14 protein-coding genes are annotated in these 14,238 nt (G+C 67.9%); 9 read left to right on the top strand and 5 right to left on the bottom strand.

Annotation, left to right across the window (positions count from 1 at the left end):
• Positions 1-34: 34 nt before the first annotated feature.
• On the bottom strand, positions 35-808 hold the full coding sequence (locus tag FND50_RS26120; protein WP_005563047.1) for an SWIM zinc finger family protein: 774 nt from the start codon (positions 806-808) through the stop codon (positions 35-37).
• Positions 805-3,636 (bottom strand): DEAD/DEAH box helicase, encoded by a 2,832-nt coding sequence (locus tag FND50_RS26125; RefSeq protein WP_144287609.1) that lies wholly within the window; start codon positions 3,634-3,636, stop codon positions 805-807. The genes FND50_RS26120 and FND50_RS26125 overlap by 4 nt, the downstream gene beginning before the upstream one ends.
• A gap of 353 nt (positions 3,637-3,989) precedes the next feature.
• Between FND50_RS26125 and FND50_RS26130 the strand changes: the two genes are divergently transcribed.
• The 3 genes from FND50_RS26130 to FND50_RS26140 all read left to right on the top strand — a co-directional run bounded on the left by FND50_RS26130 (position 3,990) and on the right by FND50_RS26140 (position 6,050).
• Positions 3,990-4,892: an NADP-dependent oxidoreductase gene (locus tag FND50_RS26130; RefSeq protein WP_144289160.1), complete on the top strand. Its 903-nt coding sequence runs from the start codon at positions 3,990-3,992 to the stop codon at positions 4,890-4,892.
• A gap of 71 nt (positions 4,893-4,963) precedes the next feature.
• Positions 4,964-5,281 carry a hypothetical protein gene (locus FND50_RS26135; RefSeq protein WP_005252838.1) on the top strand — a complete coding sequence of 106 codons (318 nt, stop codon included), beginning with the start codon at positions 4,964-4,966 and terminating at the stop codon, positions 5,279-5,281.
• Between the two features lie 64 nt (positions 5,282-5,345).
• A complete protein-coding gene (locus FND50_RS26140) occupies positions 5,346-6,050 on the top strand; it encodes an HNH endonuclease family protein (protein ID WP_144287610.1) in 705 nt (234 codons plus the stop codon).
• A gap of 20 nt (positions 6,051-6,070) precedes the next feature.
• Here the strand turns inward: FND50_RS26140 and FND50_RS26145 are convergent, their stop codons facing one another.
• A complete protein-coding gene (locus FND50_RS26145; RefSeq protein WP_144287611.1) occupies positions 6,071-7,645 on the bottom strand; it encodes a molybdopterin-dependent oxidoreductase in 1,575 nt (524 codons plus the stop codon).
• A gap of 85 nt (positions 7,646-7,730) precedes the next feature.
• On the opposite strand from FND50_RS26145, the gene FND50_RS26150 reads away from it, so the two are divergent.
• From FND50_RS26150 to FND50_RS26175, 6 genes are all read left to right on the top strand, one after another.
• The gene (locus tag FND50_RS26150; protein WP_005264949.1) at positions 7,731-8,546 is read left to right on the top strand and encodes a shikimate 5-dehydrogenase; all 816 of its coding nucleotides are present in this window, start codon (positions 7,731-7,733) and stop codon (positions 8,544-8,546) included.
• Between the two features lies 1 nt (position 8,547).
• Positions 8,548-9,015, top strand: coding sequence for a DUF6328 family protein (locus FND50_RS26155; protein ID WP_144287612.1), 468 nt, complete (start codon positions 8,548-8,550; stop codon positions 9,013-9,015).
• 197 nt (positions 9,016-9,212) lie between these two features.
• Positions 9,213-9,722 (top strand): 2-oxo-4-hydroxy-4-carboxy-5-ureidoimidazoline decarboxylase, encoded by a 510-nt coding sequence (gene uraD, locus FND50_RS26160; RefSeq protein ID WP_144287613.1) that lies wholly within the window; start codon positions 9,213-9,215, stop codon positions 9,720-9,722.
• Positions 9,719-10,063 carry a hydroxyisourate hydrolase gene (gene uraH / locus FND50_RS26165; protein WP_144287614.1) on the top strand — a complete coding sequence of 115 codons (345 nt, stop codon included), beginning with the start codon at positions 9,719-9,721 and terminating at the stop codon, positions 10,061-10,063. Before uraD ends, uraH begins: the two co-directional genes overlap by 4 nt.
• Before the next feature lie 2 nt (positions 10,064-10,065).
• Positions 10,066-10,959, top strand: coding sequence for a factor-independent urate hydroxylase (gene pucL, locus FND50_RS26170; RefSeq protein WP_144287615.1), 894 nt, complete (start codon positions 10,066-10,068; stop codon positions 10,957-10,959).
• A gap of 10 nt (positions 10,960-10,969) precedes the next feature.
• Complete coding sequence (locus FND50_RS26175; RefSeq protein WP_144287616.1) at positions 10,970-12,403, top strand: nucleobase:cation symporter-2 family protein; 1,434 nt, start codon at positions 10,970-10,972, stop codon at positions 12,401-12,403.
• Between the two features lie 45 nt (positions 12,404-12,448).
• Here FND50_RS26175 and FND50_RS26180 read toward each other — a convergent pair whose 3' ends face one another.
• Together FND50_RS26180 and FND50_RS26185 are read right to left on the bottom strand one after the other, a co-directional pair.
• Entirely contained in the window at positions 12,449-13,726 is a 1,278-nt protein-coding gene (locus FND50_RS26180; RefSeq protein WP_144287617.1) for a sodium:proton antiporter, read from the bottom strand.
• Positions 13,723-14,232, bottom strand: a complete 510-nt coding sequence (locus FND50_RS26185) for an O-acetyl-ADP-ribose deacetylase (protein WP_005566675.1) — start codon at positions 14,230-14,232, stop codon at positions 13,723-13,725. Before FND50_RS26185 ends, FND50_RS26180 begins: the two co-directional genes overlap by 4 nt.
• Positions 14,233-14,238 lie beyond the last annotated feature (6 nt).

The raw sequence follows: 14,238 nt of genomic DNA on the forward strand, positions 1-14,238 counted from the left end.
CGAGGCGAACTTCCGCGTTCTCATCATCGCACGGTCAGCGAAAGTGCTGGTACAGCGCTTTCAGCTCCCGGATCGCGGCGTCCACCGCGCGCTCGTCCTCGCTGACCGATCGGATCGCCTTCCGCAGCAGCAGCGGGTCGAGGTCGTCGATCGCCGCCCGGAAGTCGGCGTCGGGCAGGTCGGGCAGCTGGGACTCGTCTCCGAACCAGTCGTCGACGTCCGCGTCGGAGGAGTCGCCGCCGACGCCGTCGATCAGCATGTCCAGGTCGACGCCGCGCAGCGTCAGGATCTCGAGCGGGTTCTCGTCGATGCGTTCGGTGGTGAGGTACGCGACCGCCGCCGCATGCTTGCACGGCCAGCCGTCGTCCGGGCAGGTGCAGTCGTAGTTCAGCGCGGACGCCCCGGCGGGTAGCAGCAGGGGTCCGAGAACCTCCGGAACTCCGCCGCCCGCCAGCATCGCGAGACTGCCGGGTTGCCGACGCACCAGCGCGACGAGTTCCGCGACCTCCGCGTCGTCGAGGCGATCGATCGAGACGGTGGCGACGAACGGCTGGAGCTGACTGCCCTGGACCTCTCCCGTGACCATCCCCCCGGCGATCTCGAGCGAGATCACCTGTCCGCTGCGCGCGTAGCTCCGCCCGCGGCTCATCCGGCCCTTGTCGGCGACGAACTCGATGATGTCGACGAATTCGCGGCCCCACCACGTGCGCCCGAACGATCCGCGCTGGGATCGTGCCTCCAGCCCGCCCGTCACCGGTCGACGCTTGCCGTATTGGCCGAAGTACGGCCCGGGTCGCCGATTCGTCATTCGCCCACCGCCTCGTCGCCGAGCCGCAGCAGTTCACCGAGTTGCTCGGTGCTCATTTCCGTCACCCAGTTCTCGCCCGTCCCGACGGCGAGATCCGCCAGCTCCTGCTTGGTGGCGATCATCGCGTCGATCCGCTCCTCCAGGGTGCCGACGCACACGAGCTTGCGCACCTGCACGTCCCGCCGCTGACCGATCCGGAACGCCCGGTCCGTGGCCTGGTTCTCGACCGCCGGGTTCCACCACCGGTCGAGGTGAACGACGTGATTGGCCGCGGTGAGGTTCAGGCCCGTCCCGCCCGCCTTCAGCGAGAGCATCATGATCGGCGGCCCGTCGTCCCCCTGGAACGAGGCCACCATGTCGTCGCGTTTCTGCTTGGAGACGCCCCCGTGCAGAAACGGCACGGGGGTACCGAAACGCTCCGCGAGGTACGGGGTCACGAGGTCGCCGAATTCCCGGAACTGGGTGAACAGCAACGCCTTCTCGCCGTCCGCGACCACCGAGTCCAGGATGTCTTCGACGAGCCCCAGCTTGCCGGAGCGGTGCTGTCCGCGCCGCATCACCGCCGACCCGTCGCGCAGGAAGTGTGCCGGGTGGTTGCACACCTGCTTGAGTTTCGTCAGGGCGGCGAGGACGGCCCCCTTGCGCTTCATCCCCTTCTTGTCCTTGATCTGCGCCATCATGTCGTCGACCACCGCCCGGTACAGCGCGGCCTGCTCGGCTGTGAGGTTGGCACGGACCGTCATCTCGAACTTGTCCGGGAGGTCGGCGATGACCGCGGGATCGGTCTTGACGCGGCGCAGCACGAACGGCGACGTGACGGCGCGGAGCCGGGCGACGGCCGCCTCGTCCTGCTCCCGCTCGATGGGCACCACGAAGCGCTTGCGGAACATCGCCTCCGAGCCAAGGATGCCCGAGTTCGCGAAGTCGAGGATCGAGCGCAGTTCGTCGAGCCGGTTCTCGACCGGAGTGCCCGTCAGCGCGACGCGGTGCGCCGCCGGAATGCTCCGCGCCGCCCGCGCCTGCGACGTCTTCGCGTTCTTGATGTGCTGCGCCTCGTCCAGCACGACACGCCGCCAGTCCTGCTCCTTCAGGTGCGCGACGTCGCGGGCCAGCAGCGCGTACGTGGTGATCACCAGATCGCTCTGCGTCACGGCGGCGGTGAAGTCCTCACCGCTCAGCCGCTGCGGACCGTGGTGGACGAGCACCCGCAGCGAGGGAACGAAGCGTGCCGCCTCGCGCTGCCAGTTGCCGACCACCGACATCGGGCACACCAGCAAGGTGGGTGTCGCGGCGGTCTCGTGTGCCAGCAGTGCGAGCAACTGCAGTGTCTTGCCGAGACCCATGTCGTCGGCGAGGACGGCGCCGAGGCCGAGGCGGCTCATGAAGACCAGCCAGTCGAGTCCCCGCTTCTGATACGGGCGCAGCGTCGCGTCCAACCCGTCCGGGATCGGCACTACCTGCGGCTTCGTGTCGCTGTCCAGCAACGCGGCCGCCCAGCCGGTGGCCGTGACCTCCTCGACGGGAAGGTCGGAGAGATCGTCCGCGATCAGGTCCTTCAGCAGGTCCACGATGGCCCGGTCGCCGCTCGCGTGCCGCTCCGCCACGTACCGCGCGGCGCGGGAGAGCACCTCCTGATCCGCCCTCACCCACTCGCCGCGCAACCGCACGAGATCACTCTTCGAGTTGACCAGTCGATTCATCTCCGCGGCGGTGAGCACCGTGTCGCCGAGCGCCAGTTCCCAGTTGTACTGCACCAACTGGTCTTTGCCGACAGCCCGGTTCTCCGCGCTCGCCGGAGTGCTCGGCGAGCTCACCCTCAGGCGCATCGACGGCGACGCCACACTCCACGCCCGCGGCAGCAGCAGGCTGATGCCCTTCTCCTTCAACGCCACCGCACCGTGTCCGACGAGGTCGATGACCACGGCGGTGGGCAACATCAGGTCCAGGCTGTCGGGATCACTGGGGACGTCCTGCAGTCGCGGGTAGGCGGCCACGGCCTCCGTCAGCTTGCGCACCCCGATCTGCAGGCGACTCGCCTCCGTGTGATGCAACGGAATCGGCACCGGCGCTTCGCCTTCCGGACGAAGACAGACCTCCAGTCGCCACAGCACCGCGTCCGGATCCCAGTCCCCCTCCACGTCAACGTCTTCCGGCTCGAGGAGCCGCAGCACCAGTTCTGGTTCGTCCACTTTGAGGCTGTCGCGCCACCCGTCCAGCGAACCCGACAGCTGGGCGGTGCCCTCGTCGAACTGGTCGCCGCGCAGCAGCGCTTCGATCAGCGGATGGTCCGCGTCGGTGGCGGAATCGTCCGGATGCCGGCGTTCGAGGACACGGCGGGCGACGGGGTCGGTCAGCTCGGTGACCATGTCGTCGAGCACAGCTCGGGGGGTCGTGCCGTGACGCTGGACCGGCGGCATCGCGACGGCCAGCTCCGTGAGCCACGCACGCTGCCGCTCACCGCCGAGCAGCCGCCAGCGCGGCCACCAGCCGCCCTCCGCGCGGTGCACCTCGGGCACCACCCGGCCGGCGCGTGCCCACCGCTCGACACCGCGGGCGACGTGGGCGAGGTAGCGCAGATCCCCGGCGACCCGGGGGTCGCGGGCCGACACCGACAGCAGAAACTCCGTCGCGTCCGGCGGTGCGAGCGCGACCGCGGCCCACTCGAGCATCTCCGGCCCCGACGGCGTCGGCATCGGCACCTTCACGTGATGCCGGAACTTCCGTGCCAGCACCCGCCCGACCGCATCCGTCGGCTCCTCGGCGGCCGGATTCCGGTCCTCCACCCACAGCATGAGACCCGAACCCGGTGTCCAGAGGCCGTGCAGCATGCACCCATCCAAGCAGGTGCGGCCGACAGCGCGTGAAATCCCTGCTCGTGGCATGTAACCCTCGACCATATTCCACCGATGAACCAGTTGGCGGCTGTCCACGCCGGTAACTCACCGGGATCGCTGCCGTACGTGATCGCAGTGATCGGAGGAAGACAAAATGGACATGGAACAGATCTTGCAGGTCCTCGTTCAACTCATCCAGGTCCTCGGACCGTTGATGGGTGGCGGCGGAGGCACGGGCTCGTTCGGCTCCTGAGTTCTCACGAGAAAGGCCCGTCGACTCCACGTCGGCGGGCCTTCGTCGTGCCCGAATCCCGACCCCGGTTCGTGATAGGACTGTGGGCGTGAGCATGGCATACGGCTTCAGCGAGTACGGCGGCCCCGAGACGCAGCAGTTCTTCGACGTCCCCGTTCCCTCCCCCGGCCCCGGACAGTTGCTGGTCGCCGTCCACGCGGCCGGCGTGAATCCCGCCGATTGGAAGGTGCGGGCGGGAACGCGCAAGGACACCGTCCCCGTCACCCTTCCCGCCGTTCTCGGCCGGGAGGTCGCCGGTGTGGTCGCGGATGTCGGCCCCCGGGTGACCGGCTTCGCGGTCGGCGATGCCGTGTTCGGCGCGACCGCCACCGGCTTCGGCGGCTACACCGAATACACCCTGGTCAACACGGCCTCTGCGGCGCACAAGCCCGAGCCGGTCTCGTTCGCCGACGCGGCCACGCTCCCCGTCGCGGCGGGAACCGCGTACGACGCGCTGACCACCCTGGATCTGGCGCCCGGCAGCCGGTTGCTCGTCGTCGGCGCGGGCGGCGGTGTGGGGGTGGCGGCGCTGCAGTTGGCCGCGGCGTGGGACGTCACCGTGATCGGAGTCGCGAGCGAGAGCAAGCGAGAGGTCGTCGAATCGCTCGGTGCCATCTGGGTGGCGTCCGGAGACGGACTGGTCGCACGCATACCCGGCCCGGTCGACGCCGTCTTCGACCTCGTCGGGGGTGACGCGCTCGCCGAGGCGGCGCGGGTGGTCGCGGATCCGGCGGCGATCCTCAGCACCGGCGATCCGCTCGCCGCGCGGGATCTCGGCGGCTCGGGGGTGGAACGGCGCCGAACGTCCGCGGTGTTCGCGGAGCTGGCCGCGCTGGTGGCCGACGGGACCCTCGATCCGCGGGTCGCTCACCGATTCCCGTTCGCGCACGCCGGTGACGCTCTCGCGATGGTTGAGTCCGGTCACACGAGCGGCAAGGTCGTGATCGAGTTCGGTTAGCAGGTCTGGCTTTCACCGGTTCCGAGGTAGATGCTGGAGAGACGTAGCTGCCGGACACTCGGGAGTCGGTCATGAGCATCCTGATCCAGGTTCTCGAACAGGGGTACGCGCTCACCACTCCGTGGGAGCAACGGAAGTACGCCTTCGTCGATGCCACGCACATCGTCACGATTCGACTGGACGGACAGTCGGGTGTGTGGCTCGACGGGATGAAACACGGTGAGGCACACAGGCTTGCGGTCACCCCCACCCCCAGCGAGGCGATCTTCTTCCTCCTCCGCACCCTCGATCTGCTCGCGGAATGCCGGCAGAGCGGAGGTTCCTGGGTGATCGGCCACGATGGCACGCACCTGTCGTCGATCGCCGCGGTGCGCCTCCCCTTCACTTGACCTGTCGGGGGCCCGGTGCATACTCCCGGTGGTAGGGGGAGATGGGTCGAGCGCCGGGGGACGCATGAGACTTCTGTACGTGGCCGCGTGGCTGGTGGCGATCCTGACGGTCTGCGGTTGCGGGGTGTCGCTTCTCGACCTCAGCGGCCCCGGCCCCGCACCGGGCAGTCCGCCCCGCGCACACATCGAGGAGTTGCTCGGCCGGGTCGCGACGGTCGAGTCCCGTCCGCACCCCGGCGGATACCAGCGCGGGTGTTCCGGCAAGGAGTTGTGTGTTTTCGGCCCGTCCTGGACCGACGACCAGGACGCCGCCGCCGGCCACGACGGGTGCGACACCCGCAACAACGTTCTCGCGCTCGACCTCCGCTCGGTGGCGTTCCGCGACGGCACCCGCGGCTGCGTGGTGCTGAGCGGGGTCCTCGCCGATCCGTATTCCGGCGAGGTGCTCCAGTTCGACCGAGCCGACGCGAAAGCCGTTCAGATCGACCACGTCTACCCCTTGGCGGCGGCGTGGGACATGGGCGCGTCGACGTGGTCGCCCGAGCGTCGGCTCCGGTTCGCCAACGACGTCACGTTCAACCTGCTGGCCGTCAACGGTGCGGACAATCAGGACAAGGGCGACCGGACCCCGCAGGACTGGCTTCCGCCGAATCCGGCGTACCACTGCTTCTACGCGGGCAAGTACCTGTCGGTGGCGGTGGAGTACGGGCTTCCGGTGACGCTGGCGGACCGCGACGCGCTCGCCGAGGTGGCGGAGCGATGTCCGTGAGCACCTCGGAAGACGGTGCCTCAGGACACGGTGAAGGAACGCGTGTGCCAGCCGGTGGCGCCACCCGGGATCGGCGGCGTCCGCTCCTCCACCTGAACCTTGCCGTCCAGATCCGTGGCCCGCACCTGGAGGGTGTGCAGTCCGGATGTGGCCTGCCACTCCCAGGTCCATTGCCGCCAGGTGTCGATGGTGTACTGCGGGGCGAGGGTCGCGGCCTGCCATTCGCCGTTGTCGACCCGCACCTCCACCTTCTCGATGCCGCGGTGCTGTGCCCAGGCGGTTCCGGCGACGAGAACCGGCCCCGGCGCGGTGGGCGTGAACGATGCGGGCACGTCGATCCGGGACGCGGTCTTGATCGGACCTTTCGCGGACCATCCGCGCTTCGTCCAGTAGGCCTCCGCCTTGTCGAAGCGTGTGAGTTCCCAATCCACCACCCATTTGGTGGCCGACACGTAGCCGTAGAGACCGGGGACCACCTGCCGCACCGGATAACCGTGTTCGAACGGCAACGGCTCACCGTTCATCGCCACCGCGAGGATCGCGTCGCGTCCGTCCCGCAAGGCCTCGACCGGGGTGCCCGCCGTGAAGTCGTCGCTACTCGTGGACAGCAGCATGTCGGCGTCGGGGTGCACCCCGGCCTCGTCGAGGATGTCTTTGATCGGGTAGCCGATCCACGTGGCGTTGCCGGCGAGGTTTCCGCCGACCTCGTTGGACACGCACGTCAACGTGACCACCCGTTCCACAGGCGTCCTCGCGACCAAGTCGTCCCACGTCAGCGTGACCTCGCGGTCCACCATGCCATGGATGCGCAGTTTCCAGTCGTCCGTCGTCAACCGTGGGACCCGTAGTGCGGTGTCGATCCGGTAGAACTCCTCGTTCGACGTGACGAACGGGGTGGCGCCCGGCACGTCGATGTCGGTGCCCGGACCGATCGGGGCCGCCCGGTCCGTCACCTCGGGAACGGCGAAGGCGCTGCGGTTGTCCAGAGCTCCCGCGGCTTGCTGCCCGAGGTACCGGCCGGCGGCTCCCGCGGCCGCGGCGGTCGCGGCGGCGGCCGCGGCCAGCAGAAGAAAAGTTCGGCGCGGCAACCACGAATCCTCGGCGTCCGAGTGCTCGGGTGCCCGCGCGGCGGCCGTCAGCACCCGCAGAACCGCGATGCCGGCGACGACCCCCACCACGGTCGGCAGCGCACACATCCACGTGGCGCTGGGGCGCTGGGTCGAGGCGTAGATTCCCACCAGCCCGAGAGCCGCCAGGATCGCGCTGCCGAACGGGGCGCGGGGACGCTCGACGATGCCCGCGATCGCGGCAAGGAGCACGATGAGGATCGTCATGCCGACGAACAGGGCGGGTTTGTCGTTGGTTCCGAACGTGTCGATCGCGAACTCGCGAGCCCAGGCGGGACTGCGGTCCACCGTCGTCGATCCGACCGCATAGAACGGCGACGAGTTCGGGTCGATCAGCACCGACAGCAGTTCGCCCACCCCGAGCACGATGCCGGCGGCGATCACTCCGGCAAGCGCGCGGGAGAGCAGGTGCCGCCGTCTCCGGGGCGTCCGCGCCGCCTCGTGCCGGTCACCGATCGTCGTCGTCATCGCAGCCCTGCTCCTTTGTCGTCGTCACCGTGTATTCGGAGCTGAGAACGCGCACGGATGGGAGCCCACTACTAGTATTTACCGGATGAACCAGCTCGACAAAGACACTCTTCTCTGCATCTCGCTCTCCGGCCGACCGAGCAACATCGGCACCCGGTTTCACAATTATCTGTACGGCGAGCTGGGCCTCAATTTCGTCTACAAAGCGTTCACCACCAACGACCTCCAGGCTGCGGTCGGCGGCATCCGCGCGCTGGGGATCCGCGGTGCCGGTGTCTCCATGCCCTTCAAGGAGCGGATCATCGAGTACGTCGACGTGATGCACGAATCGGCGTCGGTCATCGAATCCGTCAACACGGTGGTCAACGAGGACGGGGTGTTGCACGCCTACAACACCGACTACCAGGCCATCGCGAACCTGTTGCGCGACAACGCATTGCACCACTCGCTGTCCGTGGCGGTGGCCGGGAGCGGCGGAATGGCCAAAGCTGTGGTCGCCGCCGTGCGCGACTACGGCTTCACCGACGTCACCGTGGTCGCCCGCAACGAGACGACGGGCGGCGCCCTCGCGAAGCAGTACGGATTCGACTGGCAACCCGAACTCGGCGCGGCACGGCCGGGGCTCCTGATCAACGCCACCCCCGTCGGCATGGCGGGCGGTCCCGAAGCCGAAGATCTGGCGTTCGAACTCGACGCGATCGACGCGGCGGAGGCCGTGTTCGACGTGGTTGCCATGCCCGCCGCGACGCCGCTGATCCGTGCCGCGGCCGAACGCCACAAGACCGTCATCACCGGTGCCGAGGTGATCGCGCTGCAAGCCGCGGAGCAGTTCGTCCTCTACACCGGCGTGCGCCCGTCCCCCGAAGAGATCCGCAGGGCCTCCGAGTACTCACGGTCGTGAGGTGAGCACCGCCGAGACACCCGCGCAACGGCTCGCACGCAACTTCAGCGAGCTGCTGCAGGAACTCCGTGTCGCGCAGGCAGGCGTGCAGATCCTGTTCGCCTTCCTCCTCGCGGTCGCCTTCACCGAGGCGTACGAGGAGCAGCCGTTCGGCCTGCGCATGCTCCATCTCGTCACGGTGCTCCTGGCAACGGTGTCCTCGGCCCTGCTCATCGCCCCGGCGGTCTGGCACCGGGTGCTGTTCCGCCAGGGCCGCCGGGTCGACATCCTGCGCAGGGCCAACCTGTTCGCACTGTGGGGTGTCGGATTTCTCGCCGCAGCCATGACCGGCACCGTGCTCCTGATTGCCGAAGTGGCAGTGGGCGGTCCGGCCGCGATCGTGATCGGCGTGGTGGCCGCGCTGATGTTCGCGACACTGTGGTTCGTGTGTCCCCGCCTGTTCGATCACGATATCGGCGGCGCGGACTAGAGACCCGCAATTCGGCGCGACCTTGTTCGTACACTGTTGTCCTACAACAGCTTTCACAGGTCATGACTCCAGCACGCCACGGATCGCACACGCATCCGAATCTGGATCAATTCAATTTTGGGTCTTGACATGAATTGTGACCCCTGTCACGCTTCTCTATACGGAATCATTATTTCGCATTGTGGAAGAAGGGTCGCATGGATCTCGACGCAGGACTCCAACGATTCAACGAGGCTTCACACTCCGAGGCAACGGAACTGGCGCGAATCTGCCTGGATATTCCCCGGTGGGCAGACGAACTCGTGGCCGCCCGGCCGTACACCGATCGCGCCTCGCTTCTCACCGCCGCCAGGTCGGGCGCCGGACCGCTCTCCGCGGACGAGATCGAGCAAGCCCTCGCGCACCATCCCCGAATCGGTGAACCCCCGGGAGGCGACGACACCCAGGCACACCTGGCACGCTCGGAGCAGTCGAACGTCGATTCGTCCGACGCGGCGGCGCACAAGCGGCTCACCGACGGCAACCGCGCCTACGAGGACAAGTTCGGCCGGGTCTTCCTCGTCCGCGCCGCCGGTCGCAGCACGTCCGACATCCTCACCGCACTCGACCGCCGGCTCCTCAACGACGAGGACAGCGAATTAGCCGTTGTCGCAGAGGAACTGCGCGACATCGCCGCACGTCGGCTCGCCGGGATGCTGGACGCATGAGCGAGATCAGCCACGTCACCACCCACGTGCTGGATGCGGCCGAAGGCATGCCCGCGCGGGAGGTGCCGGTCACGCTGACGGTCCAGCGGCAGTCCGACTGGATCACCGTGGCCGAGGCCGTCACCGACGACGACGGACGCGTCACAACTCTGGGTCCCGCCCGACTCGAGCCGGGCACCTACCGGGTCGTCTTCGACACCGGACGCTATTTCGCCGCGAAGGCACGTCCTGCGTTCTACCCCGACATCACCATCACGTTCGCGCTGACCGACAGCGAACAGCATTACCACGTACCAGTCCTTCTCAGCCCGTTCGCATACTCGACCTACCGAGGGAGCTAATCATGAGCAAGATCGTGCTCGGCCAGAACCAGTACGGCAAGGCAGAAGTCCGGTTGGTCAAGATCACCCGCGACACGAAGCGACACGAGATCGAAGACGTCACCGTGACGTCGCAACTGCGCGGCGACCTCGACGCGGTGCACACCGAAGGCGACAACGCGCACGTCGTGGCTACGGACACCCAGAAGAACACGGTGTACGCGTTCGCCCGCGACGGCGTCGGCTCGATCGAGACGTTCGCCATGCGACTCGGACAGCACTTCACGGGGGAATTCGAGTGGATCACCGGCGGCCGATGGGAGATCGAGCAGTACTCGTGGGCACGGATCCCCGTCGACGGCGAGGGCCACGACCATTCCTTCGTCCGATCGAGCGACGAACGGCGAAACACCGTGGTCACCATCGACGGCGACCGGACTTGGATCGTGTCCGGGCTCAGCAACATGGTGGTGCTGAAGTCGACGGGCTCGGAGTTCCGGGGCTACCCGAAGGACAAGTACACCACCCTGCAGGAAACGTCCGACCGGATCCTCGCTACGTCGGTGAGCGCCCGGTGGCGGTACCTCACCACCGACGTCGACTTCGACAAGACCTTCGAGAACGTGCGGGCAGTCATGCTGGAGGCGTTCGCCACGACGCACTCGCTCGCGCTGCAGCAGTCCCTGTTCCAGATGGGTTCGGCGGTGCTCGAGGCGCACCCCGAGATCGCCGAGGTGAAGTTCTCGATGCCGAACAAACACCACTTCCTCGTCGACCTGGAACCGTTCGGACTCGACAACCCCGGCGAGGTGTTCTTCGCGGCCGACCGCCCCTACGGGTTGATCGAGGCGACCGTCGAGCGCGAGGACACTCCCGACGCCGGCCGCGCCTGGGATTCCGTTCCCGGATTCTGCTAGGAGCGCGGCGATGAAACGGATCGGACACCGAGTTGCCGGAACTCCCGGACCCGAGGACGAGCGGTTGCCACTCGGAAAGTCGTACGTCTACGGGTTGCAGCACATCCTGACGATGTACGGCGGCGTGATCGCGCCTCCCCTGATCGTCGGCGGCGCCGCCGGTCTGACCGGCGTCGAGATCGGGCTGCTCGTGTCGGCGGCATTGTTCGTCAGCGGCGCGGCCACACTGCTGCAGACCCTCGGCGTCCCCTATTTCGGGGCAAAACTTCCCCTGGTGCAGGGCATTTCCTTCGCCTCGGTGTCCACCATGGTGGCGGTGGCCAGTGGTCCGGGCGGACTGCGATCAGTGTTCGGAGCCATCATGGTCGCCGGCGTGATCGGCCTGTTGATCAGCCCGTTCTTCTGCAGGATCGTGCGCTACTTCCCGCCCGTCGTCACCGGGTCGATCATCACGGTCATCGGCATCTCCCTCCTGCCGGTCGCGGTGCGCTGGGCGATGGGCGGCAACGCCAAGGCCCCGGACTGGGGGTCGATGTCCAACATCGGGCTCGCCGGATTCAGCCTGTTCGTCGTGTTGCTGGTGAGCCGGCTGGTCCAGGGAACCCTGTCGCGGCTGTCCATCCTGATCGGCATCGTCGTGGGAACCCTGTTCGCCGCACTGATCGGCAAGGCCGACTTCGGCGCCGTCGCGAAGGGCGCGATCTTCGAACTGCCGCAGGTGTTCTCGTTCGGCACTCCTCTGTTCCAGATCGGCGCGATCATCTCGATGACCGTGGTGATCCTCGTGATCATGACCGAGACGACGGCGGACATCCTCGCGGTCGGCGAGATCGTGGAAACGAAGGTCGATGCTCGCCGGGTCGGCGACGGTCTCCGCGCCGACATGCTCGCCACCACCGTGGCACCGGTGTTCGGCACGTTCCCGGCCAGCGCGTTCGCTCAGAACGTCGGGCTCGTCGCGATCACCGGGATCAAGAGCCGATACGTTGTCGCGGCCGGCGGTTCGGTTCTGTTCGCTCTCGGACTGTTCCCCGTCCTGGGCCAGCTGGTGGCCTCCGTGCCGCTGCCCGTCCTCGGCGGTGCGGGGATCGTCCTCTTCGGTTCGGTGGCCGCGAGCGGAATCCGGACCCTGTCCAAGGTGTCGTACGACGGCAACCTCAACCTGGTGATCGTCGCGGTGGCCCTCGGATTCGGTGTGATACCGATCGCGGTGCCCGAGTTCTACTCGGCCTTCCCGGAATGGGTGCACATCGTCTTCGACTCGGGAATCAGCGCGGCCAGCATCGTCGCGGTGCTGCTCAACATCCTGTTCAACGAGATCAAGGCCGGCAACCGGCCCACTCCCTCGGTGGTCTCGGCGGCGCCGCCCGTCCTCGTCCACCCAGCCGAGGACTCGGAGCACCCGGCAGACACGGCGCGCACCTCCGCCGTGCGCAATGAGTAAACAGCCGGAACAGGCCACCCCTGGTCGAGCGGTGCAGTCGCGACGCTATCGGTCCGCGACTGCACCGCCTTCCCTGCGAAGATCGAGCAGGCGCATCACCCGCGTCGCACTCACCCCGTGGACGAGGACGGAGAGGACGACGGTGAAGGCCACCGTCGACCACAACCACTTCTCGTCGTCCACGCCGGCTTCCGCAGCGGCGTAGGCGAGATAGTAGATCGACCCGATTCCGCGAACCCCGAAGAATGCGGTGACCCGGCGCTCGGGGCCGGACATCTCCTCGCAGCCCAGCAGCGAAAGCCATCCCACCACCGGCCGGATGACGAACACGAGGGCTGCCGCGACGAGAACCCCGCCCCACGTCAGTCCGGTCAGCAGACCGGAAGTGAGTGCCACCCCCAGCAGGAGCAGGACGGCGAGGGTGAGCACGTGTTCCAGTTGTTCGATCAGGCTGTGCATCTCGGCGTGGTAGTCGTGGGCCCGCTCCGTCCGACGGATGGCGACGGCGCAGGCGAAGACGGCGAGAAAGCCGTATCCCCCGGCCAGTTCGGTGAGTCCGTAGACGGCGAACGTGGCGGCGAGCGCGAAGATGGGTTCGCTGCGTTCGGCCAGGCGCATGTGTGTGATCGGGAAGCGGAAGACCGCGCGGCCGAACAGGTCACCGGCAATCCACCCCAGGGCTGCGCCGATGACGACCCTTCCGATCAGTTCCCAGGCCGCCCACTGCACGACCCACTGCTCGATCGGCCCCTTGCCGATCATGAACAGCGCCAGATACACGAACGGGAAGGCGAGAGCGTCGTTGAGCCCGGCCTCCGAGGTGAGCGCGAACCGGACCTCGTCGTCCTCCTGATGGGACTGGCCGCCCGACGTGGGACCTTCGACCTGCACGTCGGACGCCAGAACCGGGTCGGTGGGCGCGAGGACTGCCCCGAGCAGGATCGCGACGGCGGGGGTCAATGCCGCCACCCACCAGCCGAGCAGCGCGACAGCGGCGATACCGAGAGGCATCGCGATCAGCAGCAGACGCCACGTCGAATTCCACGTGCGCCAGCCCAGTGGTCTGTCGATCGCCAGTCCCACGCCCATCAAGGCGACGATGACGCAGGTTTCGCTCAGGTGTTCCGTCACGGCGGGATGCAGTGCCGGCGACAGGGTGTCCGTTCCCGACTCGCCGAGAAGCAGGCCGCCCCCCGCTCCGACCGCCAGGACGATCAGCGGCGCCGAGACGGCACGGTCCTGGAACAGGCGCGGAACGGTGGCGGCCAGCAGAAGAGCCAGTCCTGCCGTCAGATACGCGAGATCTGTGTTCAGCGCCGTCACCCCACCTCGCCGCGCAGCAGCGACGCCATCCGTGCGTCGAACGCCACGAACAGCACCCGGGGAATTCCGGCGTCCGACTCACGGACGGCACCGACCGCCTGCCGGACGGCGTCGTCCGCGGGCCAGCCGTACACCCCGGACGAGATCAGCGGGAACGCAACGGACAGGGCACCGAGGTCGGATGCCACCGCCAAGCTGGTGATGTAGGCGCTGCGCAGGGTGGCCGACCGATCGTCCGTAGCGGAATACACGGGGCCGACGGTGTGAATCACCCATCGGGCCGGCAACCGGCCCGCCGTCGTCGCGACCGCCTGTCCCGCCGGGAGTCCATCCTGGAACGTGGTGGCCCGCAGGTGCCTGCATTCGGCGAGGATCTCGGGTCCGCCGGCCCGGTGGATGGCGCCGTCCACTCCACCACCCCCGAGCAGTCCGGAGTTGGCGGCGTTGACGATCGCGTCGACCTCGATCGTCGTGATGTCACCGTGCACTACCTCGATGGTGGTCATCACCCC

This window comes from Rhodococcus sp. WB9 (assembly GCF_007558985.1).
Classification (GTDB): Bacteria; Actinomycetota; Actinomycetes; order Mycobacteriales; family Mycobacteriaceae; genus Rhodococcus_F; species Rhodococcus_F opacus.

Excerpts from the sequence above, each read along its gene's own strand:
- FND50_RS26120 (WP_005563047.1), bottom strand. The coding sequence starts at position 808 with ATGACGAATCGGCGACCCGGGCCGTACTTCGGCCAATACGGCAAGCGT.
- FND50_RS26125 (WP_144287609.1), bottom strand. The coding sequence starts at position 3,636 with ATGCTGCACGGCCTCTGGACACCGGGTTCGGGTCTCATGCTGTGGGTG.
- FND50_RS26130 (WP_144289160.1), top strand. The coding sequence starts at position 3,990 with ATGGCATACGGCTTCAGCGAGTACGGCGGCCCCGAGACGCAGCAGTTC.
- FND50_RS26135 (WP_005252838.1), top strand. The coding sequence starts at position 4,964 with ATGAGCATCCTGATCCAGGTTCTCGAACAGGGGTACGCGCTCACCACT.
- FND50_RS26140 (WP_144287610.1), top strand. The coding sequence starts at position 5,346 with ATGAGACTTCTGTACGTGGCCGCGTGGCTGGTGGCGATCCTGACGGTC.
- FND50_RS26145 (WP_144287611.1), bottom strand. The coding sequence starts at position 7,645 with ATGACGACGACGATCGGTGACCGGCACGAGGCGGCGCGGACGCCCCGG.
- FND50_RS26150 (WP_005264949.1), top strand. The coding sequence starts at position 7,731 with ATGAACCAGCTCGACAAAGACACTCTTCTCTGCATCTCGCTCTCCGGC.
- uraD (WP_144287613.1), top strand. The coding sequence starts at position 9,213 with ATGGATCTCGACGCAGGACTCCAACGATTCAACGAGGCTTCACACTCC.
- uraH (WP_144287614.1), top strand. The coding sequence starts at position 9,719 with ATGAGCGAGATCAGCCACGTCACCACCCACGTGCTGGATGCGGCCGAA.
- pucL (WP_144287615.1), top strand. The coding sequence starts at position 10,066 with ATGAGCAAGATCGTGCTCGGCCAGAACCAGTACGGCAAGGCAGAAGTC.
- FND50_RS26175 (WP_144287616.1), top strand. The coding sequence starts at position 10,970 with ATGAAACGGATCGGACACCGAGTTGCCGGAACTCCCGGACCCGAGGAC.
- FND50_RS26185 (WP_005566675.1), bottom strand. The coding sequence starts at position 14,232 with ATGACCACCATCGAGGTAGTGCACGGTGACATCACGACGATCGAGGTC.